We start from the raw sequence: 20,942 nt of genomic DNA, 5'->3' as shown, positions 1-20,942 counted from the left end.
GATGGCAGAACAACGTACAAGAAGACCTCACGGTCCGATGGGCGGCCCGGGCAGAGGAATGATGCCGGGAGAAAAGCCAAAAGATTTCAAAAACTCTATCGAAAAACTGGTTCGTTATCTCGGAAGATACTGGTATGCAATCGTTGCCGTTATGATTTTTGCGGCGGTGTCTACCGTCTTTTCCGTTGCCGGACCAAAGGTTATGGCACGTGCAACGAATGCATTGGTGGAAGGTCTCGGAAAAAAGATCGCGGGAACCGGATCTATTGATTTTACCTATATTGCCAAAGTGTTATTGTTTACACTTGGCCTGTATATCTGTTCTGCAGTATTCAGTTTTATACAGGGAATGATCATGACAGGAATCACGCAGAAAATCTGTTACCGCATGCGTAAGGAAATTTCAGAGAAAATCAACCGCATGCCAATGAAATATTTCGAGAGCCGCACGTACGGAGAGGTGCTATCCCGCATCACAAATGATGTGGATACACTTGGACAGAGTTTAAATCAGAGTGTGACGCAGATCATTACGAGTGTGGCAACACTGGTCGGAACACTTGTGATGATGATTTCAATTTCCGGAATTATGACATTGATTTCACTTGTGATTCTTCCGGTATCTGCCATCCTGATTTCGTTTATTATCAAACATTCGCAGAAATATTTCCGCCAGCAGCAGGAATATCTGGGACATATCAACGGACAGGTGGAAGAGGTCTATGGCGGACATCTGGTGGTGCAGGCATATAATAAGCAGGAGAGCACCATCAAAAAATTTGAAGATACCAATCAGATTCTGTTTCAATCGGCATGGAAGTCCCAGTTTTTATCCGGACTGATGCAGCCGATCATGCAGTTTGTCGGAAACCTCGGTTATGTCGGAGTGGCAATTTCCGGAGGACTTCTGGCAATCCGCGGAACCATCGGGGTTGGTGAAATTCAGGCATTTATTCAGTATGTCCGGAATTTTACTCAGCCGATCCAGCAGATTGCGCAGGTGGCAAATATGCTGCAGTCGATGTCTGCAGCCTCCGAGCGCGTATTTGAATTTCTGGACGAAGAGGAAGAAGAACTGACGGTTGAACATGCTGTGCATCTCGACCATGTGGATGGTTACGTGGATTTTTCCCATGTAAGTTTCGGATACAATCCGGGCCAGATCATTATCAGGGATTTTTCCGCTCATGTAACACCTGGACAGAAAATTGCAATTGTCGGACCAACGGGAGCAGGAAAAACCACAATGGTCAAACTGCTTATGCGTTTCTATGATGTGACAGGCGGAGCCATTCAGGTGGATGGGCATGATATCCGCGACTTTAACCGTCAGGAACTTCGGGATGCATTTGGTATGGTATTGCAGGATACCTGGCTGTTTAAGGGATCTATCATGGAAAACATCCGGTATGGCCGTTTAGATGCCACAGATGAGGAAGTGATTGAGGCGGCAAAAGCCGCACATGCCCACCATTTTATCCAGACACTTCCGGGTGGCTACCAGATGGAGTTAAACGAGGATGCAAGTAATGTTTCCCAGGGACAGAAACAGCTTCTTACAATTGCACGTGCTATCCTTGCGGATAACCCGATTCTGATTCTGGATGAGGCAACCTCTTCGGTAGATACCCGTACCGAAGTGCGGATTCAGAAGGCATTGGATAATCTGATGCGTGGACGGACCAGCTTTATCATTGCGCATCGACTCTCTACGATAAGAAATGCGGATCTGATTCTGGTGATGAAAGATGGCGATATCATAGAGCAGGGGACACACGAACAGCTTCTGGCACAAAAGGGATTTTATGCAGATCTGTATAATTCCCAATTCGAAGAGAATGCATAAGACATTGAAATAAATTGGCAGTTGTGCTATAGTTTAACTGTATTTATCGACAAATTTTGACAAAATCGGACAGTGCTTTCTGGTATGCTTATTTTTGACTGAATTTGACATTCTAGGAGGCCTACATGGGAAAACTAAATGTCGCAATTGCAGATGATAACGAGGTTATGCGTGACTTATTGGAAGAAATGGTAACCAGTGATGATGAACTGCACCTGATCGGGATGGCGAAGGATGGAGAAGAAGCCTGTCATCTGATCAGGGAAAAAGAACCGGATGTTGTATTATTGGATATTATTATGCCGAAACTGGACGGTCTGGCAGTCCTTGACAGGATCAGGGCAGATCATACACTAAAGAACCGGCCAACATTTCTGATGATCAGCGGAATCAGCAATGAAAAGATTACCGAAGACGCGTTTGAGCGGGGAGCGGATTATTACATTATGAAGCCGTTTGACCGGAATATTGTTTTGGACCGGATCAAGACACTTAACCGTCGAAAAAACAAAGTACGAAAAGAAATTGGCAGACCGGTTGAGATGGAAAAGAAATCGGAAAAGTACTCGTTACAGACACTGGAAGAGGATGTCACAGAGATAATTCATGAGGTTGGGGTTCCGGCACATATCAAGGGATACCAGTATTTGCGGGAGGCAATCATCATGTCTGTGACGAATATGGACATGTTAAATTCTATTACGAAAATTTTATATCCGGGGATCGCAAAGAAATTTGATACGACACCAAGCCGTGTCGAGCGTGCCATCCGTCATGCAATTGAAGTAGCATGGAGCCGTGGCAAGATGGATACGCTGGATGATCTGTTCGGATATACCATCAGTAATGGAAAAGGAAAATCGACCAACTCGGAATTTATCGCTCTTATTACGGACAAAATACGATTACAGATGAAGGGTAAGTAAAGGAGTGTTGTGTATGAAGAAGATTCTGTTTGTTTCATCAGAGGCAGTGCCATATGTGAAAACCGGGGGTCTTGCCGATGTTGTCGGATCACTTCCGAAATATTTTGACAAAAAAGAGTATGATGTGCGGGTAGTTATTCCGAAATACGCCTGCATGGATCGCTCATTTCTTCCAAATTTAAAATTTTTGTGCCATTTTTATGTAAATCTGAACTGGCGCAGGCAGTATGTTGGAATTTTCGAGTCAGAATATCATGGTGTTCACTTTTATTTTGTGGACAATGAATTTTATTTCGCAGGAGAATCTCCATACAACAATATCTATGAAGATGTGGAAAAGTTTGCATATTTTTCCAAGGCAGTACTTGCTAGTCTGCCGTATATTGATTTTGCCCCGGACATTATCCATTGCAATGACTGGCAGACAGGACTTATTCCGGTGTTTCTGCATACGGTATTTGGAGATGATAATTTTTATGCGGGAATCAAAACCGTGTTTACGATTCATAACCTGCAGTTTCAGGGACGCTGGCGAATTCAGGAGATTATGGATATTACAGGACTCCCGGCACACATTTTCAATGCATATGAACTGGAATCTTATGGCGAAGCAAATTACTTAAAGGGTGGCGTGGTATATGCAGATTATATTACTACCGTCAGCCCGACGTATGCAAATGAGATTACGACCGTAGAAGGGGGAGAGGGCTTAAGTGGCCTGATGACTGCCCGAAAGGATCGCCTTTATGGTATTTTAAACGGAATTGATTATGAAGAATATAATCCACAGACAGATCCTTATATTCCGGTAAATTATTCGAAAAAAGATGCAGTGAGTGGGAAAAAAGAAAACAAAGTTGCATTACAGAAAGAACTTGGGCTTCCAGTCAGGGAGGATGCTTTCCTGATCGGAATCGTATCGCGTATGACCAGCCAGAAAGGATTTGACCTGATCGGCTGCGTATTGGATGAACTTTTAACCGAAATGGATATACAGCTGGTGGTTCTTGGTTCCGGAGAAAGCCAGTATGAAAATATGTTCCACCATTATCAGAGTAAGTATCCGGACAAGGTAAGCGTACATATCGGATTTACCGAGGAGCGTTCGCACCATATATACGCGGCAAGTGATGTGCTGCTGATGCCTTCCATGTTTGAACCATGCGGGCTGGCACAGATGATTGCCATGCGTTACGGAACGCTTCCGATCGTACGTGAAACCGGAGGACTCCGGGATACGGTAGAACCATACAATGAATATGAAAATACAGGATGTGGTTTTTCATTTGCGAATTTTAATGCACAGGAAATGGCAGATATTGTCCGGTATGCGTATCGTGTGGAGCATGAACAAAAGGCCGCATGGAAAGAACTGATCTATCGTGCGATGGATCGCAATTTTTCCTGGAATGCTTCGGCACATGCATATGAGAAGCTATATGATAAACTGGTAGAAATGTAATAGATGTTCCCCGCAGAATTTTTTCTGCGGGGATTTTGTGTCTGGAAATATAATCTATGAAGTGCAGACCGGCTGCGGCATGGTCAGCAGATGGCTGTGCCGGCAGTAATAGTAGGCATGGTCGGACAGAATTTCTTCATCCTGAAGCTGTGAGGCATTCACTTCTTTTACCATTGCGGTGTAATGGTCGAGATTCTGCCTGTCGTTTTCATCGGCGGCAAGAATCAGTACTTCGTGAATACTGCTTGGCAGAATGATCAGATCCTTTTCAAACAAATCGGACAGTTCTTTTAAGATGTCATCGTAGAGGAGAACGGTTGCACCGTTGGTCCGGTACGTATTGGTCAGAACATACAGTGGCGGGGCTGCTTCCGGGAGTGGAGTTTCCGCGACGAGCTGCATTTCTTTGAGAAGACTGCTCATCGGGGTAAGCTGTGGGGGAAGAAGCTGTGGCGTGTTTTTCTTCGCAAGCCGGTAGAGCGTTTCTTTGTCGGTTTTCCAAAGGTTTAAGTGATGATTGTGGATCAGAATATTTGCCTGGTTTTCGGCACTTGCATGGAGCAGACAGTAAAAGATTACGGCCAGATCCTGATAGCGGAAAAACGGAACCTCTTTTAACAGTTCCTGATTTTTTTCAAAGCTTACAAGACGCATGACGATGTGCTCGCTGGCACGGGAAAAATCGGTAAAGTAGGACGTGTCAAAATTTTCTTCCGGGGCATGCGCCTGATAGGTATGAAGAATATCTTCACAGATTTCTTCAAGGCATACCCCTTCTAGATAGCGATGATAGTATGGCATCAGATAGATCGCAGGTGACACGTTTTTCTTCGGATGGAGAAGTACCAGACCATCGTAATGTGTTCCGTTATTTTTGGTAAAGGAACGAATGTCTAAAGTGACACCTGTCTCGATACGCAGAGAAAGCTGTGTACGGATCGTTGTTAAAAATTCCTGATAGTTCATATGTAATTGAAAACAAATGTATATATGGGAAATTTCGGAATGACCGTTTCCGAAGATGAAAAATCCACGGTGTTAACCAGACACCGTGGATTTACTTTAGCATGTTTTGACTGAAATTGCAATCATTTTTCTCGGTTTTTTAATAAGAGAGAAGTTCCTGCCACAGCTTTGTGTACTTGGCGGAATCATCATCACTTAATGCTTTATAGATTTCACATCTTTTTATCGTGTCACTGGAAGGATTGACAGCTTCGTTATTTTTTACGTCAGCGTCCTGATTTTCTACCACAGATGTAATCGGAGAGGCATACTGCACATATTCGAAATTCTTTTCTGCGATATCATCCTTGCACAGGAAATTTAAGAATTTTAAAGCGTTGGTCTGGTTAGTGCAGGACTTTGGAATGAACCAGGAATCGATCCAGAGGTTGGATCCCTCTTTTGGAACGGAATAATCCAGATTGTCGTTCTCTGCCATGGCCAGTGCAGCCTCGCCGGAGTAGCACAGTGCGATGGAAGCTTCTTCCCCGATCATGGAGTCAGCTGTTTCGTCTACATAATAGGCATATACGATTTTATCATCTTTTTGCTTTTTTAATATGTCGAGGGCTTCCCGCAGATGATTTTCATCGGTATCGTTTAAGGAATACCCTTTGGAGATCAGGGCAGGGGCAAACGTATCACGGACGGAATTTTCCATGATGATTTCATCCTCATAGGTAGGATCCCACAGGCAGTCCCAGCTTGATACGGTTTTGGCATCAATGGTTGTTTTGTTGTAGAGAAGGCCAAGAGTCCCGTAAAAATATGGAACGGAGTAAGTGTGATTCTTGTCATAGGAAGCAGACATATCAAGGATCGTTGGATCCAGATTTTTGTAGTTGTCCATGGCATCGTAATCTTCTTCGAGAACTTCGCCCTCGTTGATCAGACGCTCAACCATATATTCGGAAGAGCAGATTACATCATAGTTGATGGAACCGGCTTTGTATTTGGTATACATTTCTTCCGGACTTTCATATTCTTCGTATTTGACGGTGATACCGGTTTCTTTTTCAAACTGTTTGACTACGGACTCATCGATATATTTTCCGTAATTTAAAACGGTTAAGGTCTGTCCGTTTTTTTTCGCAGAGGAAGATCCCCCACAGGCAGTGAGTGCGCTGACTGCCAGAGCAGAAATTAAGAGGGCAGAGAAAATTCTTTTTTTCATAATAGGACTCCTTTCGGCTGGAATAAAATTCCAATGGAAAATTTATTTGGCTGCAACACGCTTCTTCCCCGGATAAACATTTCCGGCAAGAAGAATGAGCAGAACGGCAAAGAACAGAATCGTGGAAAGTGCATACAATTCCGGTTTGATTCCTTTGCGAAGTTCTGTGTAGAGCATGGTGGAGAGGGTATTGACCCCGGCTCCTTTGGTAAAATAGGTGATGGAAAAATCATCCAGTGACATGGTGACTGCCATCATAAATCCGGAGAACACACCGGGACGGATTTCCGGCCAGGTGACTTTGTAAAATGCATACAGCGGCGTTGCTCCGAGATCAAGTGCCGCCTCATAGGTGCTGCGGTTTGTCTGTTTCATTTTCGGAAGCACATTTAAAATAACATAAGGAATACTAAAGGTAATGTGCGCTAAAAGAACCGTCACAAATCCGAGGTCGATAAATTTCACAAACAAAAGCATCATGGAGATACCGGTTACGATATCCGCATTCAGAAGCGGAATATTGGTCGCGCCGAGATAAATGGTCTGGTGCCGTTTTTTCATGGCGGCTATGCCGAGCGCGGCAAGTGTTCCAATCAGTGTGGAAATAATTGCGGACAGGAAAGTGACCTGCAAAGTTGTGACAAATGCAGTCATAATCTTTTCGTCCTGAAAACAGCCGGTATACCACCGGAGCGTGAAGCCTCCCCATTTTACCTTGGAACGGGAATCGTTGAAAGACAAAGCAATCAACACAATAATCGGAAGGTAAAGGAAGGCAAAAATCAGGACCATATAGATCCGGGATGCACATTTTTTTAACATATGGATGTTCCCTCCCCTTCTTTATCAAATATATTTACAATTGTCATACTTACGATTACAAAGATCATCAGGACAAAGGAAAGACCGCTTCCGGCATTCCACTGCATTCCCTGCATAAAATCCTGCTCGATCACATTTCCGATTAAAAGAACATGACCACCGCCTAATACCTGCGAGATTGCAAACGAGGTAAGTGACGGGACAAATACCATGACGATTCCGCTGATGATTCCGGATACGGTAAGCGGAAGAATAATCTTAAAAAAGATGGCTGCATTTCCGGCTCCCAGATCGCGGGCCGCCTCAATCCAGTCTTTACGAATCCGTGTCATGGAGTTATAAATCGGCAGCAGCATAAACGGCAGGAAGTCGTATACCATGCCAAGGACAACGGCTGTTTGTGTATTTATGATATTGATGCGGGAAAGCCCGAAACCTGTGAGAATGGAGTTGATTACACCATTTTTGGAAAGCAGAAGTTTCCATGCCAGGATACGGAGCATAAAGTTCATCCACATCGGAAGCATAAAGATAAAAACAACCAGTCCCTGATTTTTGATCTTCCTATTATTTAAAATCATTGCCAGCGGATAGGAGAGAACCAGACACACGATGGTGCATATAATTCCAAGCTTCAGGGAAAGTCCCATGGCTTTGCGGTTGGTTTCATCTGCTATCGCTGTGATATAGGATAATGTAAAACTGCCATCGCCGTTTGTAAATCCATAGTAAAGAATCATGATAAGCGGCAGGAGGATAAAACCGATGATCCATATGAGGTATGGACCGGCAAGAAATTGCTGTTTAAATTTACGCATCGATCTCCACCGCCTTTTCATCGGAAGATTCCGGCTTATGCATGATCTGGATATTAAATGGGATCACTTTGATTCCGACTTTGGTGCCGACCGGAATATAGCTGGTGGTGTGTACCAGCCATTCATAGCCACCGGCCATGACATCAAGCTCGTAATGAACACCTTTAAAAATCAGGGAGGTTACTTCACCCCGCAGTGTTCCCTCCGAAGGATCGACAAGTTCTACATCTTCCGGACGGATGACAACGTCGACCGGCTTGTTATTGCCGAATCCTTTGTCGACACATGCCCAACGGGCACCGAGAATCTCTACAAGTTCGTCTTTTATCATGGTTCCGTCAATGATATTGCTGTGTCCGATAAAATCGGCAACAAATGCGTTTTCCGGTTCGTTGTAAATGTTTTCCGGAGTACCGATCTGCTGGATATATCCCTGATTCATGACAACAATGGTATCGGACATGGTCAGAGCCTCTTCCTGGTCATGGGTGACGTATACAAAAGTAATTCCCAGTTCTTCCTTCAGACGGATGAGCTCATACTGCATGTTCTGACGCAGTTTTAAATCAAGTGCACCGAGAGGTTCATCTAAAAGAAGGACTTTTGGCTCGTTTACAATCGCACGGGCGATGGCGATACGCTGCTGCTGACCACCGGAGAGAGAATCGACCGAACGGTTTTCAAATCCTTCCAGATTGACCAGTTTTAAGGCATATTTGATTTTATCCTGAATATATGCTTTGCTTTTCTTACTTATTTTAAGGCCGAATGCAATGTTTTCGGCGATGGACATATGCGGGAAAAGAGAATACTTCTGAAAAACGGTATTCAGTTTCCGTTCATTGGCGGCAAGAGCTGTGATATCCTGTCCGTCAAACAGAATCTGTCCCTTGTCTGGGCTTTCAAAGCCTCCCAGCAGACGCAGGGTTGTAGTTTTTCCGCATCCGGACGGACCTAAAAGGGTCAAAAATTCATTCTCCCGGACATACAGATTTAAATCATCCAACACAAGATTGGAATCGTAGGATTTGGAAATTCCAATAAAATCAATTAAATGTTTACTCATACGTTTGTCCTCTTAAAAATTTGGTGGGGTAGTCACCCAGATGATGACAGCATCTTTTGCACCGGTGTTTTCCAGATAATGCTTTTTCCCTGCTTTAAAATAGAAAGATTCCCCGGCATGTACCGTCTGGTTTTGTCCGGCATAGTGGATACGGACGTTTCCTTTGATTACATAACCGAAATCCTCCCCCTCATGGGGCTGATAAACTTCTGACCGTCCACCGGCGTGTAAAGTCAGACGAACCGGTTCCATCTGGTTTTTCTGTGCATTGGGAACGACCCATTCAATACAGCAGTGTTTTTCTTCGTCGGTTTTTTCAAAATAATCTTCCTGTTTGAAAACAATCTGTTCCGGCTCTTCATCTGTAAAAAATTCTGCTGGTGTCGTACCAAGGCACTGGATGATATCCAGAAGAGTTCCGATGGACGGAGAGTTCTGGTTTCGTTCCAACTGTGAGATAAAGCCCTTGGTCAGCTCGGCACGGTCCGCCAGCTCCTGTTGCGTCAGTCCGTACTGGATGCGCAGTTCTTTCATGCGGTGTCCAATGTCCATGGCATGCCTCCCGTAAATTTATGAAACATGATTGTTAGTTGATTTTTTGTTTACTAATTATAAACTCAACAATTTCTATTCTACAGAATCCATGTGAAAAGTCAATCTTTTTTTAATATAAATTTTATGAAAAAACAGTTGATTTTCTGAATCGGTTTTGGTATTATATACAAGTACGTTTTGCCAATATGGCTCAGTTGGTAGAGCAACGCATTCGTAATGCGTGGGTCAGGGGTTCGAGTCCCCTTATTGGCTTCGTTTCAGACACGTTTTGTATCGGGTATCCGATGGAAGACGTGTCTTTTTTACTTTAAAAAGTGCTTGTTTCTTAGGCATGAAATTGGTATAATGGGCGCAGACAAAGAAAATAAGAATAAAGGTTGAGGTAAAAAATGGACAAGAACAAAAAGACGTTTCAGGTACCGACATTACTGGCCTTTGCAGCAATTGTTGCAATTATGGTGATTGTAGGGGTGAGAGTCCTTAACGTTCCGGTAGTTCCTATGTGTCTGCTTGTTATCATTGAGGCAGTTATTGCAGTGATGCTGCATCATGCGGAACTCTGGGTGCATGGACTTCTTATTCTGGCAGAACTTTGTGCCGGTGTTGCCGGGAAAAAAACAGTATTGATTATTTTATGTGCAGTTGTTTACATTGCAGCGACGTTTGCACTGCAGATGTTAGATAAAGGAGAAACACACAATGGACAGTAGTGACAGTAGTTATTACAGCAGGCAACAGCTGGATGAGCTGTTTTTACAGATGATCGCCTTTTTTTCCGGAGATCCGAAACGGATTCAGCATTTCATGAAAGTGCATAGTTTCGCAAGAATCATCGGAACAAAAGAAGGGCTTGACGAGACATCCCTTTTTATATTGGAAGCAGCTGCTTATACCCATGACATTGGAATCCGTCCGGCAGAAGAAAAGTATGGACGGTGTGACGGAAAGCTGCAGGAGCAGGAAGGACCGATTGTGGCACAGAGAATGCTTTCCGATGTGGGAATTGAAAATTATCTGATCGACCGTATCTGCTATCTGATCGGACATCATCATACATATGATAATATCGAAGGACTGGATTATCAGATTCTGGTGGAGGCAGATTTTCTGGTCAATTTATATGAAGATGACGTCAATCGTCACGGAATTGAACAGGCATATCAGCAAATTTTCCGGACGCAGACCGGAAAAGAAATTTTTAATCAGATGTATACAGATGAAAGATGAATAAAAAAAATTATCAGAAAATAATGGAAGATCTGATCCGTGAAAACTGTACGGCAGGGGAGGCTCCAAGCCTCCTTTTGCACAGCTGTTGTGCACCGTGCAGTTCTTATTGTATTGCATGTCTTGCAGAACATTTCCATGTAACGGTATTTTATTACAATCCCAATATTTATCCGCCGGAAGAATATCATATGCGGGCAAAGGAGCAGGAACGTTTTATTGCTGAGTTTCCTACAAAATATCCGGTTTCTTTTGTGGAAGGTGCATACGATACACAGCGGTTTTACGATATGGCAAAGGGCATGGAAGAGATCCCGGAAGGGGGAGAGCGCTGTTTTGCCTGTTACCGGCTGCGGCTTTCCGAGGCTGCGTCCTATGCAAAAGCGCACGGATTTGATTTCTTTACGACAACACTATCCATCAGTCCGCTGAAAAATGCGGAAAAGTTAAATCAGATCGGAGCAGAACTGGCAGATACCTTTGGTGTCCGTTATCTGTTTTCGGATTTTAAAAAGAAGGAAGGCTATAAAAAGTCGACCGAAATTTCTAAGGAGTATCACATGTACCGGCAGTACTACTGTGGGTGTGTGTATTCCAAGCGTGACCGCGACCGTGAAATCGTACTGCGCAGACAGCAGGAAGAACAGATTTTATAAAAAAACAAAGAATTTAAGAAAGAGAGGAATTTAGATATGGCACAGTTATGGGGCGGAAGATTTACGAAGGAGACAGACCAGCTGGTTTACAATTTTAATGCATCCATTTCGTTTGACCAGAAATTTTACAAGCAGGATATTGAGGGTTCCATTGCACATGTGCGTATGCTTGGAAAGCAGGGCATTCTGACACAGGAAGAGATGCAGGCGATTGTTTCCTGTTTACAGGAAATTCTTGCGGATGTGGAGAGCGGAAAGCTTGCCATCACTTCGGAATATGAGGATATTCACAGTTTTGTGGAAGCAAACCTTATTGACCGTCTGGGAGATACCGGAAAGAAACTGCATACCGGACGAAGCAGAAATGATCAGGTGGCACTGGACATGCGTCTGTATACCCGGCAGCAGGTTCTTGAGACGGATGAACTGCTGGAACAGCTGCTGCAGGTACTGCTTCGCATTATGAAAGAAAATACGCAGACGATTATGCCAGGATTTACCCATTTGCAGAAAGCGCAGCCGATCACACTCGCACATCATATGGGGGCGTACTTTGAAATGTTTAAGCGTGACCGTTCCCGTATGCACGATATTTACGAGCGCATGAATTACTGCCCGCTCGGTTCCGGCGCACTGGCAGGAACAACCTATCCGCTTGACCGCGAATATACTGCAGAGCTTCTTGGCTTTTACGGACCGACCTTAAACAGTATGGACGGTGTTTCCGACCGCGATTACCTGATCGAATATCTGTCTGCCATGGCAACCATTATGATGCATTTAAGCCGCTTCTCCGAGGAAATCATCATCTGGAATTCCAACGAATACAAATTTGTAGAGATTGATGATGCATACAGTACCGGAAGCAGTATCATGCCACAGAAGAAAAATCCGGATATTGCAGAACTTGTCCGAGGCAAGACCGGGCGTGTGTATGGCGCGCTCATGTCGCTTCTGACCACGATGAAGGGGATTCCGCTTGCTTACAATAAAGACATGCAGGAAGACAAGGAACTTTCCTTTGATGCCATCGACACAACGAAAGGCTGTATTGTGTTATTCACGGGCATGCTTGATACCATGAAATTCAATAAGGATGTTATGAGAAAGAGTGCCGCACACGGATTTACCAACGCGACGGATGCTGCCGATTATCTTGTAAATCACGGGGTTCCGTTCCGCGATGCGCATGGAATTATCGGACGTATTGTTTTGTACTGTCTGGACAAACAGATGCCGATTGACGATATGAGTCTGGAAGAATTAAAACAGTTTTCTCCGGTATTTGAGGAGGATGTCTATGATGCAATCTCCATGGAAACCTGTGTCAACAAGCGTCTGACGATCGGTGCACCAGGGGATGAGGCGATGAAGAAAGTGATCGCAATCGAAGAGGCATATCTGGAGAAAAAATGAGACAAAAGGAGCAGCACATCGTATGCAGAATCGCTTGTCGATGCGATGCACGTAATTGCGGTACATCTCTGATGCATTGCCTGAAATACCGCTTAGTCGGTATTTCAGATTGTGCAAGTCCTACATATATTTGAGGAATATTTTATTTATTTAGGACAATTTGTTCCTTGTAATTTTACCTGGTTTCAAGTAATATATTTCCTATAAAGACACATGTTCGTGTAACGCGGACAAAAAACAAAAATGTTTTTCTGTAAAAGACAGGTGTCCGCGTATAAAGAAAAGAACAGAGGAGATTGGAAAAATGAGTGAGAAGTTAAAAGTTGGTATCCTTGGCGGAACAGGTATGGTAGGACAGAGATTTATCTCTTTGCTGGAGAATCATCCATGGTTTGAGGTTACCACGATTGCAGCAAGCCCAAGAAGTGCAGGAAAGACTTATGAGCAGGCAGTGGGAGACCGTTGGAAGATGGATACTCCGATGCCGGAAGCTGTAAAGAATATTGTAGTAATGAATGTAAATGAAGTAGAGCAGGTAGCTTCTCAGGTCGACTTTGTATTTTCTGCTGTAGACATGACAAAGGACGAGATCAAAAAGATTGAGGAAGATTACGCAAAGACAGAGACACCGGTTGTTTCCAACAACAGTGCCCACCGCTGGACACCGGATGTGCCGATGGTAGTTCCGGAAATCAATCCACAGCACATGGAAGTTATCAAGTATCAGAAAGAGCGTCTTGGTACAAAGCGCGGTTTCGTAGCAGTAAAGCCAAACTGCTCCATCCAGAGTTATGCGCCGGTTCTGACTGCATGGAAAGAGTTTGAGCCATATGAAGTCGTTGCCACTACCTATCAGGCTATTTCCGGAGCAGGAAAGACGTTCAAGGACTGGCCAGAGATGCTTGGAAACATTATTCCATACATCGGTGGTGAGGAAGAAAAGTCTGAGAAAGAGCCTCTGCGTATCTGGGGTCATGTAGATGATGCGAAGAAGCAGATTGTTCCTGCAACTTCACCAGTCATTACCTGCCAGTGTATCCGTGTACCGGTATTAAACGGACATACAGCAGCTGTATTTGTGAAATTCAAGAAGAAACCTACCAAAGAGCAGCTGATCGAAGCACTGAAGAATTACAGTGGTGTGCCACAGGAACTGAAGCTTCCGAGTGCACCGGAACATTTCATCCAGTACTTAGAAGAGGACAACCGTCCGCAGGTCAGCCTGGATGTAAACTTTGAGCATGGCATGGGAATCTCTGTCGGACGTCTGAGAGAGGATACCGTATATGACTGGAAATTCGTTGGATTATCTCACAATACCGTTCGTGGTGCAGCCGGTGGTGCAGTTTTATGTGCAGAGCTGTTAAAGGCACAGGGATATATCACAAAGAAATAAGTATTAAATTGAAATACGGATTTTTGGAGAGAAGTGCAAAAACTGCACTTCTTTCTTTTTGCCGAAAACCTTGTGAGAGATATTAATCAGTGATATAATTTCTTTTAGCAGAAGGAATTTTGTACGGAGGAATCGGGATGAACGCAAAAAAAACAGATCTCAAAGAACTGGAAGGCTGGTATGCAAAATCAGGAAACCAGCTGATGCTTTTGTATGGCGGAATGGACTGCCGAAAAGAACAGCTGATCAAAGAATTCTGTGTGGGGAAAAAGTATTTTTATTATCGATGCAGACAGCTTTCCGCACAGGAACAGATGCAGAAAATGGGAGAAGAAATTCAAAATGCTTTTCAGATGAAGCTGAGCAGATATTCCTATGATGAATTTTTTAACCGGGTAAAAAGCGGAGATGCATCAAAACTGGTGATTGTGATTGATGAGGCACAGTATGCAATTAAAAGAGATCCGGAATTTGTCAAAAGTATTTTAAAATTAAAGATGAAACGGCTTTATCCGGGACCGGTGATGATCATTCTGGCGTCTTCTTCCATTGTATGGGCCACGCAGGATGCAAAAGATGCGTTCGGGGATGGATTCCGTCGTATTGATGTGCTGCATAAAGTGGAAGATCTGAATTTCCTGGAAGTTGTCCGGACATTTCCGGCACTTTCGGTCAGCGACTGTATCCGTATTTATGGAACCATCGGTGGGGTGCCGGGATTTATGGAAGCATGGAATCCGGAAATTTCATACAGGGAGAATATTTACCGGCTTGTGCTGACGGAGGGGGGATATCTGTTTCATATGGCAGAACAGAAAATTTCTGCAGAACTGCGTGAACTTTCCGTCTATAACACAATTTTATCTGCAATTGCACAGGGATACAATAAACTGAATGACCTGTATGCAAAAACCGGATATTCCCGTGCAAAGATCAGTGTTTATATGAAAAATCTCAGCCATTTTGATATTGTAGAGAAAGTGCAGTCGTTTCAGACCGGCGGCTGGGAGAATGCCAAAAAAGGGGTATACCAGATCAAAGATACATTTATTAATTTCTGGTTTAAATTTGTATTTCCGCATATGTCAGATCTTTATCTGCTGAAACCGCATGAATTTTACGACCGCTACATTGCACCGGAACTTGGCACATATCTGAAACGTTATTTCCGGAATGTCTGCATGGAGTATATGATGCTTTTAAATCAAATGGGACGCATGCCGTTTCCGGTTCATAAGATCGGAACCTGGGTTGGAAAGACAGGAAACATTGATATTATTGCCCAGAGCACAGACCGCAGAAATATTGTGGGACTATGTAACTGGGATCAGCCACAGCTGACATCGCAGATGTGCGAGGAACTGTATCAGAACATGGAAAAGGCAAAAATCCGTTCGGAGCATATCTTTTTATTCTCTGCAACCCGGTTTGAACCGATGCTGGCGGAGCATGCCAAAACGGATGACCGGTTTGAGCTGATTGATATGAACGAATTATAGAAAAAGTTTGCCAATAGGGGATAGAAGATGGGAAAGTCACTGATCATAACGGAGAAACCGTCGGTTGCCCAGGAATTTGCAAAAGTTCTCGGGGTGAGCGGAGGCCGCAGGGATGGCTATCTGGAAAACCAGAAATATGTAATCACCTGGTGCGTGGGACATCTGGTAGCCATGGTATATCCGGAAAGTTATGATATAAAATACAAAAAGTGGAAACTGGAAGATCTGCCATTTCTTCCAAAAGAATATAAATATGATGTGATCAAAGATGTCAGCCGGCAGTATGATGTGGTTCACGGAATGTTGATGCGCGAGGATATCGACCGTGTCTACTGGGCAGGAGATGCCGGAAAAGAAGGACAGACGATCGAGGAAAATATCCGCAATTTCGGCGGTGTGCGAGACGGCATGGAGGAACTTCGTGTCTGGATCGATTCGCAGACAGAGGAAGAGATCCAACGGGGAATCCGGGAAGCAAAACCGATGTCTGCCTATGAAAATCTCGGAAAATCCGGTATTATGCGTACCATTGAAGATTATGCCATGGGCATTAATTTTTCCCGTGTAATGTCGGTAAAATATGGAGGATTGTTAAACAATGCGGCAGGAACCCGTTCCTACACCGCTATTGCGGTCGGTCGCGTGATGACCTGTGTGCTTGGGATGGTCGTGATCCGTGAGCGCGAGATCCGCAATTTTAAGGAGACACCGTTTTACCGTGTTGTCGGAAATTTTACAGATGCACATGTCCAGGGTGAGTGGAAAGCCGTCGAGGGATCAGGGTACTTTGCATCGCCGCTTTTGTATAAGGAAAACGGATTTCGGGAAAAGAAGGATGCACTGGCATTGATTGACCGCGTGCAGGGACATCCTGCGATTGTGGAATCCATCGAAAAAAATATTTCCAGAAAACGGGCACCGTTACTATTTAATCTGGCAGAGCTGCAGGCAGAATGTGCAAAACGATTCAAGATCAGCCCGGATGAAACCTTACAGGTGGCGCAGGATCTGTATGAACGGAAACTGACAACGTATCCGCGTACCGATGCGCGTGTGCTTTCCACTCCGGTGGCAAAGGAAATCCATAAAAATATCAGCCGTCTGCGGGGATATGAGCCGACTTCGGATTTTGTGGAGCAGATTCTCGACAGAAAGCTGTATGGAAATATTGCAGGAACGCAGTATACCGATGATGCTAAAGTGACAGACCACTATGCGATCATTCCGACCGGTCAGCTCACGGAGCTTGGGAAACTGAATACTCTGCAGAAATCGGTATTTGATCTGATCGTGCGGAGATTTCTCAGTGTGTTTTATCCGGCGGCAGAATATCAGAATGTAAAAATGACGGCTGTTGTGGATGTGGGGGAAAAGAAGGAACGTTTTTATGCGTCCGCACGTGTGTTAAAGACACCCGGTTATTTGGAAATTGCGGGGGTTCCAAAGAAAGAGGAAGAAGATACGGATCCAAAGGAACTGCTACATCTGGCAGATCGGCTGAAAAAGGGCGATGAGATTTCTGTGGATGGATATGAGGTGAAAGAGGGAAAAACTTCACCACCGAAGAGGTACACCTCCGGTTCTATGGTGCTTGCCATGGAAAATGCAGGACAGCTGATTGAGGACGAGGAGCTTCGGGAACAGATTAAAGGTTCGGGAATCGGTACCTCGGCCACCCGTGCGGAAATTATCAAGAAACTGGTCCGCATCCATTATCTCAATCTGAATAAACGGACGCAGGTGCTCACACCGGAAAATCTCGGGGAGATGGTATTTGAGGTGGTGAGCATGACCGTCCCGGCACTTTTGAACCCGAAGATGACAGCTTCCTGGGAAAAGGGACTTGATGGAATTACACGGGGAACCGTGGATTTCTGGGATTACCGGACGAAACTGGAAGATTTCATCCGAACCGAAACGGAAAAGATGATCGGACAGGATCTGCGGGAACCGCTTGCGGAACGTATCAGTAATTTTGCCGGGAAACATGCAAGAGGTGCCGGTGCGAGAAGAAAGATTGGCGTCACATGCCCGGCATGCGGTGGAAAACTTGTAACCACGCCATTTGGCTATGGATGTGCGAATTATAAGAATGATAAATCAGGATGTAATTTTAATATTGGCGAAATTGCAGGTGTTCAGCTGAGTGAGGAACAGGTAAAAGAACTTATCGAACAGGGGCATACCCAGACCATTCGCGGGTTTAAATCCAAGGCTGGCAAACGGTTCGATGCAAAACTTAAGGTAGATAAAGACGAAAACGGAAAAGTTAATATTGCATTTGATTTTTCAGACGTAGAGCCGGAAATTATTCCGGAGGTAAAGTGCCCGGTATGTGGCGGACAGATGAAAAAGACATCTTTCGGCTATGGATGTGTAAACTTTTCACCGGACGATGAGAACAGCTGCCGGTTTTCCATTGGAACGATCGCCGGAAAAACCCTGCCGGTTACTGCGGTAAAGCAGCTCCTGACGGATGGTCACACAGATACCCTGCGCGGTTTTAAATCAAAAACCGGTAAAAAATTTGATGCCTGTCTGAAACTGGAGAAAACCGAAGAGGGAAAGACGAATATTGTATTTGATTTTGACAGCGTGGAACAGAAAGTGATCCGCGATGTAAAGTGTCCGCTCTGTGGGGGTGAGATCATTGCAACCTCTTTTGGTTATGGATGTGCCAACTATAAGCCGGGCGATGAAAACAGCTGCAGGTTTTCCATTGGGAAGATGGCAGAGAAATCTTTTACGGAAGCACAGGTCCGGCAACTTTTAAACGATGGCATTACGGAAACCATGCGTGGGTTTAAGTCAAAAACAGGGAAGAAATTTGATGCGCGCGTAGCTCTCGCAAAAGATGAAAACGGGAAAGTAACCGGGCTGAAATTTGATTTTGACAATGTTGAGCCAAAGAAAGTCAAAGATGTGAAGTGCCCGAAGTGTGGTGGGGATATTGTAGTGGCACCGTTTGGATTTATGTGTGCCAATCATAAAAAAGATGATAAGGAAAGCTGCAGCTTTATGATTGGAAGTATCGCAAGTGTCCGGCTGAAAGAAGCGCAGGTGAAAGAGCTTCTGACGAAAAAGAAGACAGAGGTAATTTCGGGATTTGTGGCAAAGACCGGTATGAAATTTGATGCGCCGCTGAAACTGACGGAAGAAGGGGAGATCGCATTTGATTTTCCGGAGAAACCGAAACCGGAAGAGACAACCGTGCCATGCCCGAAATGCGGCAAAATGCTGATGAAGACGCAGTGGAGGTATGAATGTGCGTGCGGATTTAAGATCTGGCATACCGTTGCTAAGGTGGAACTTTCCGAAGAAGTGATGAAAGAACTGCTGACGACCGGAAAGACGAAGCAGAAGATTGCCGGATTTACCTCAAAGGCGGGCAATACATTTGACACCTGCCTGAAATATGAAAATGATCAGATTTCGTTTGATTTTGATAATCCGGGGGAGGCACCGCCGAAGAAAACAGCAGCCGCAGAGGAAACAACGGCTTTGGAGAAAACGGAAGAGTCTGGAAGAAAAACGATCAGTAATCATGAAAATTAAAATGTAAGGAGATTAAAAAATGGAAAACGCAAAAATCAAAAACATGTATGATTTATCACAGTCTATCGCGGGAGAGTATCTTTCACAGTTTACATATCCGTGGGAAGCATTAAAAGGAATCAGCGATTTTATCAAAAAGCTCGGTCCGACACTCGATCCGGAAATTTATGAGAAACGTGGAGAAAATATCTGGGTGGCAAAGAGTGCAACCGTTGCGCCTACGGCATGTCTGAACGGACCGCTGATTATTGATGAAGATGCCGAGATCCGTCACTGTGCATTTATTCGCGGGAGTGCGATCATTGGAAAAGGATCGGTTGTCGGAAATTCCACGGAGATCAAAAATGATATCATTTTTAACACGGTACAGGTACCACATTACAATTACGTCGGGGATTCCATTCTCGGTTACAAGTCCCATATGGGAGCCGGTTCAATTACCTCCAATGTAAAATCGGATAAAACACTTGTGGTTGTAAAGGACAGCAGAGATTCCGGTGAAGAAATTGAAACAGGACTTAAGAAATTTGGAGCTATGCTCGGAGATCACGTAGAGGTAGGATGCAACTCCGTTTTAAATCCGGGTACGGTTATCTGCCCGAATTGTAATGTCTATCCGCTTTCTTCTGTCCGCGGAGTGATTCCGGCAAACCATATCTACAAGGATGCAGACCATATTGTGGCAAAAAAAGAAAAATAGTAGTTGTATCTAAAAAAGTGCGAATTTGCACTAGACTTTAGGAAAAAAATATGCAAAAATATTAGCGGTATGTCGAATGATAACGAGTTTATCTACAATTAACATGCGAAAGGAGTCTTAAGATGATTTACACAAAGGAAGTTGAAAACATGTGTCCTGTAGCAAAGGGCGCAAAGCATGAGCCAGCTCCTATCCCGGAAGAGGGAAAGTGGGTTCATTCCAAGAAAATTGAGGACATTTCAGGATTTACACACGGTGTCGGCTGGTGTGCACCACAGCAGGGTGCCTGCAAGCTTTCTCTTAACGTAAAGAACGGTATCATTGAGGAAGCATTAGTTGAGACAATCGGTTGCTCTGGTATGACTCATTCAGCTGCTATGGCTGCAGAAGTTTTACAGGGTAAGACAATTCTGGAAGCTTTAAATACAGACTTAGTTTGTGATGCTATCAACACAGCTATGAGAGAGCTTTTCTTACAGATCGTATATGGACGTACACAGTCTGCATTCTCTGATGACGGACTTGCTGTAGGTGCTGGTCTGGAAGATTTAGGAAAGGGACTTCGTTCTCAGGTTGGTACTATGTATGCAACAAAGGAGAAGGGTGTTCGTTACCTTGAGATGGCTGAAGGATATGTTACAGGTATCGCTCTTGACGAGAATAACGAGGTAATCGGTTACCAGTTCGTTTCTCTTGGAAAGATGACTGACTTCATTAAGAAGGGTGATGATCCTAACACAGCTTGGGAGAAAGCTAAGGGTCAGTATGGCCGTGTGGACGATGCAGTTAAGATTATCGATCCACGTCAGGAATAATTGG

General features: G+C 44.3%; 16 protein-coding genes, 1 tRNA gene and 1 pseudogene. 13 read left to right on the top strand and 5 right to left on the bottom strand.

What is annotated here, in order from left to right:
* Position 1 precedes the first annotated feature (1 nt).
* From DXD06_RS01650 to glgA, 3 genes are all read left to right on the top strand, one after another.
* Complete coding sequence (locus DXD06_RS01650; protein WP_117830399.1) at positions 2 to 1,846, top strand: ABC transporter ATP-binding protein; 1,845 nt, start codon at positions 2 to 4, stop codon at positions 1,844 to 1,846.
* 125 nt (positions 1,847 to 1,971) lie between these two features.
* A complete protein-coding gene (gene spo0A / locus DXD06_RS01645; protein ID WP_117830398.1) occupies positions 1,972 to 2,772 on the top strand; it encodes a sporulation transcription factor Spo0A in 801 nt (266 codons plus the stop codon).
* Positions 2,773 to 2,785: 13 nt separating this feature from the next.
* The gene (gene glgA / locus DXD06_RS01640) at positions 2,786 to 4,234 is read left to right on the top strand and encodes a glycogen synthase GlgA (protein WP_117830397.1); all 1,449 of its coding nucleotides are present in this window, start codon (positions 2,786 to 2,788) and stop codon (positions 4,232 to 4,234) included.
* Between the two features lie 54 nt (positions 4,235 to 4,288).
* On the opposite strand, the gene DXD06_RS01635 is transcribed toward glgA, so the two are convergent.
* The 5 genes and pseudogenes from DXD06_RS01635 to DXD06_RS01610 all read right to left on the bottom strand — a co-directional run bounded on the left by DXD06_RS01635 (position 4,289) and on the right by DXD06_RS01610 (position 9,671).
* A complete protein-coding gene (locus tag DXD06_RS01635) occupies positions 4,289 to 5,200 on the bottom strand; it encodes a DUF5688 family protein (RefSeq protein ID WP_055261389.1) in 912 nt (303 codons plus the stop codon).
* Positions 5,201 to 5,339: 139 nt separating this feature from the next.
* Positions 5,340 to 7,235 (bottom strand): annotated as a pseudogene (locus DXD06_RS18055) (extracellular solute-binding protein).
* On the bottom strand, positions 7,229 to 8,053 hold the full coding sequence (locus DXD06_RS01620; protein ID WP_117830395.1) for an ABC transporter permease: 825 nt from the start codon (positions 8,051 to 8,053) through the stop codon (positions 7,229 to 7,231). The pseudogene DXD06_RS18055 and the gene DXD06_RS01620 overlap by 7 nt, the downstream one beginning before the upstream one ends.
* Positions 8,046 to 9,119 carry an ABC transporter ATP-binding protein gene (locus DXD06_RS01615; protein WP_117830394.1) on the bottom strand — a complete coding sequence of 358 codons (1,074 nt, stop codon included), beginning with the start codon at positions 9,117 to 9,119 and terminating at the stop codon, positions 8,046 to 8,048. The genes DXD06_RS01620 and DXD06_RS01615 overlap by 8 nt, the downstream gene beginning before the upstream one ends.
* 12 nt (positions 9,120 to 9,131) lie before the next feature.
* The gene (locus tag DXD06_RS01610; RefSeq protein ID WP_022045533.1) at positions 9,132 to 9,671 is read right to left on the bottom strand and encodes a cupin domain-containing protein; all 540 of its coding nucleotides are present in this window, start codon (positions 9,669 to 9,671) and stop codon (positions 9,132 to 9,134) included.
* Between the two features lie 182 nt (positions 9,672 to 9,853).
* Here DXD06_RS01610 and DXD06_RS01605 point away from each other — a divergent pair.
* The 10 genes from DXD06_RS01605 to DXD06_RS01560 all read left to right on the top strand — a co-directional run bounded on the left by DXD06_RS01605 (position 9,854) and on the right by DXD06_RS01560 (position 20,938).
* Positions 9,854 to 9,926 (top strand) — tRNA-Thr (locus DXD06_RS01605).
* Between the two features lie 137 nt (positions 9,927 to 10,063).
* Positions 10,064 to 10,384 carry a hypothetical protein gene (locus tag DXD06_RS01600; protein WP_022045534.1) on the top strand — a complete coding sequence of 107 codons (321 nt, stop codon included), beginning with the start codon at positions 10,064 to 10,066 and terminating at the stop codon, positions 10,382 to 10,384.
* Complete coding sequence (locus tag DXD06_RS01595) at positions 10,374 to 10,901, top strand: HD domain-containing protein (RefSeq protein WP_022045535.1); 528 nt, start codon at positions 10,374 to 10,376, stop codon at positions 10,899 to 10,901. Before DXD06_RS01600 ends, DXD06_RS01595 begins: the two co-directional genes overlap by 11 nt.
* Complete coding sequence (locus DXD06_RS01590) at positions 10,898 to 11,557, top strand: epoxyqueuosine reductase QueH (protein ID WP_055261375.1); 660 nt, start codon at positions 10,898 to 10,900, stop codon at positions 11,555 to 11,557. The genes DXD06_RS01595 and DXD06_RS01590 overlap by 4 nt, the downstream gene beginning before the upstream one ends.
* Before the next feature lie 36 nt (positions 11,558 to 11,593).
* Entirely contained in the window at positions 11,594 to 12,973 is a 1,380-nt protein-coding gene (gene argH / locus DXD06_RS01585; protein ID WP_117830393.1) for an argininosuccinate lyase, read from the top strand.
* A gap of 304 nt (positions 12,974 to 13,277) precedes the next feature.
* Positions 13,278 to 14,369 carry an aspartate-semialdehyde dehydrogenase gene (asd, locus tag DXD06_RS01580; RefSeq protein ID WP_117830392.1) on the top strand — a complete coding sequence of 364 codons (1,092 nt, stop codon included), beginning with the start codon at positions 13,278 to 13,280 and terminating at the stop codon, positions 14,367 to 14,369.
* 137 nt (positions 14,370 to 14,506) lie between these two features.
* A complete protein-coding gene (locus DXD06_RS01575) occupies positions 14,507 to 15,868 on the top strand; it encodes an ATP-binding protein (protein WP_117830391.1) in 1,362 nt (453 codons plus the stop codon).
* Between the two features lie 27 nt (positions 15,869 to 15,895).
* Positions 15,896 to 19,423 carry a DNA topoisomerase III gene (locus DXD06_RS01570; protein WP_117830390.1) on the top strand — a complete coding sequence of 1,176 codons (3,528 nt, stop codon included), beginning with the start codon at positions 15,896 to 15,898 and terminating at the stop codon, positions 19,421 to 19,423.
* A gap of 19 nt (positions 19,424 to 19,442) precedes the next feature.
* Positions 19,443 to 20,123 (top strand): UDP-N-acetylglucosamine pyrophosphorylase, encoded by a 681-nt coding sequence (locus tag DXD06_RS01565; RefSeq protein ID WP_055261365.1) that lies wholly within the window; start codon positions 19,443 to 19,445, stop codon positions 20,121 to 20,123.
* A 122-nt stretch (positions 20,124 to 20,245) separates the two neighbouring features.
* Entirely contained in the window at positions 20,246 to 20,938 is a 693-nt protein-coding gene (locus tag DXD06_RS01560; protein WP_022045542.1) for an iron-sulfur cluster assembly scaffold protein, read from the top strand.
* The last annotated feature ends 4 nt before the right edge of the window (positions 20,939 to 20,942 follow it).

The sequence above is a fragment of the Roseburia sp. TF10-5 genome (genome assembly GCF_003462365.1).
Classification (GTDB): Bacteria; Bacillota; Clostridia; order Lachnospirales; family Lachnospiraceae; genus Roseburia; species Roseburia faecis.
This window is presented reverse-complemented; position numbering and strand designations above follow the sequence as displayed.

Coding starts and splice junctions, on each gene's coding strand:
- DXD06_RS01650 (WP_117830399.1), top strand. CDS start 2: ATGGCAGAACAACGTACAAGAAGACCTCACGGTCCGATGGGCGGCCCG.
- spo0A (WP_117830398.1), top strand. CDS start 1,972: ATGGGAAAACTAAATGTCGCAATTGCAGATGATAACGAGGTTATGCGT.
- glgA (WP_117830397.1), top strand. CDS start 2,786: ATGAAGAAGATTCTGTTTGTTTCATCAGAGGCAGTGCCATATGTGAAA.
- DXD06_RS01635 (WP_055261389.1), bottom strand. CDS start 5,200: ATGAACTATCAGGAATTTTTAACAACGATCCGTACACAGCTTTCTCTG.
- DXD06_RS01620 (WP_117830395.1), bottom strand. CDS start 8,053: ATGCGTAAATTTAAACAGCAATTTCTTGCCGGTCCATACCTCATATGG.
- DXD06_RS01615 (WP_117830394.1), bottom strand. CDS start 9,119: ATGAGTAAACATTTAATTGATTTTATTGGAATTTCCAAATCCTACGAT.
- DXD06_RS01610 (WP_022045533.1), bottom strand. CDS start 9,671: ATGGACATTGGACACCGCATGAAAGAACTGCGCATCCAGTACGGACTG.
- DXD06_RS01600 (WP_022045534.1), top strand. CDS start 10,064: ATGGACAAGAACAAAAAGACGTTTCAGGTACCGACATTACTGGCCTTT.
- DXD06_RS01595 (WP_022045535.1), top strand. CDS start 10,374: ATGGACAGTAGTGACAGTAGTTATTACAGCAGGCAACAGCTGGATGAG.
- DXD06_RS01590 (WP_055261375.1), top strand. CDS start 10,898: ATGAATAAAAAAAATTATCAGAAAATAATGGAAGATCTGATCCGTGAA.
- argH (WP_117830393.1), top strand. CDS start 11,594: ATGGCACAGTTATGGGGCGGAAGATTTACGAAGGAGACAGACCAGCTG.
- asd (WP_117830392.1), top strand. CDS start 13,278: ATGAGTGAGAAGTTAAAAGTTGGTATCCTTGGCGGAACAGGTATGGTA.
- DXD06_RS01575 (WP_117830391.1), top strand. CDS start 14,507: ATGAACGCAAAAAAAACAGATCTCAAAGAACTGGAAGGCTGGTATGCA.
- DXD06_RS01570 (WP_117830390.1), top strand. CDS start 15,896: ATGGGAAAGTCACTGATCATAACGGAGAAACCGTCGGTTGCCCAGGAA.
- DXD06_RS01565 (WP_055261365.1), top strand. CDS start 19,443: ATGGAAAACGCAAAAATCAAAAACATGTATGATTTATCACAGTCTATC.
- DXD06_RS01560 (WP_022045542.1), top strand. CDS start 20,246: ATGATTTACACAAAGGAAGTTGAAAACATGTGTCCTGTAGCAAAGGGC.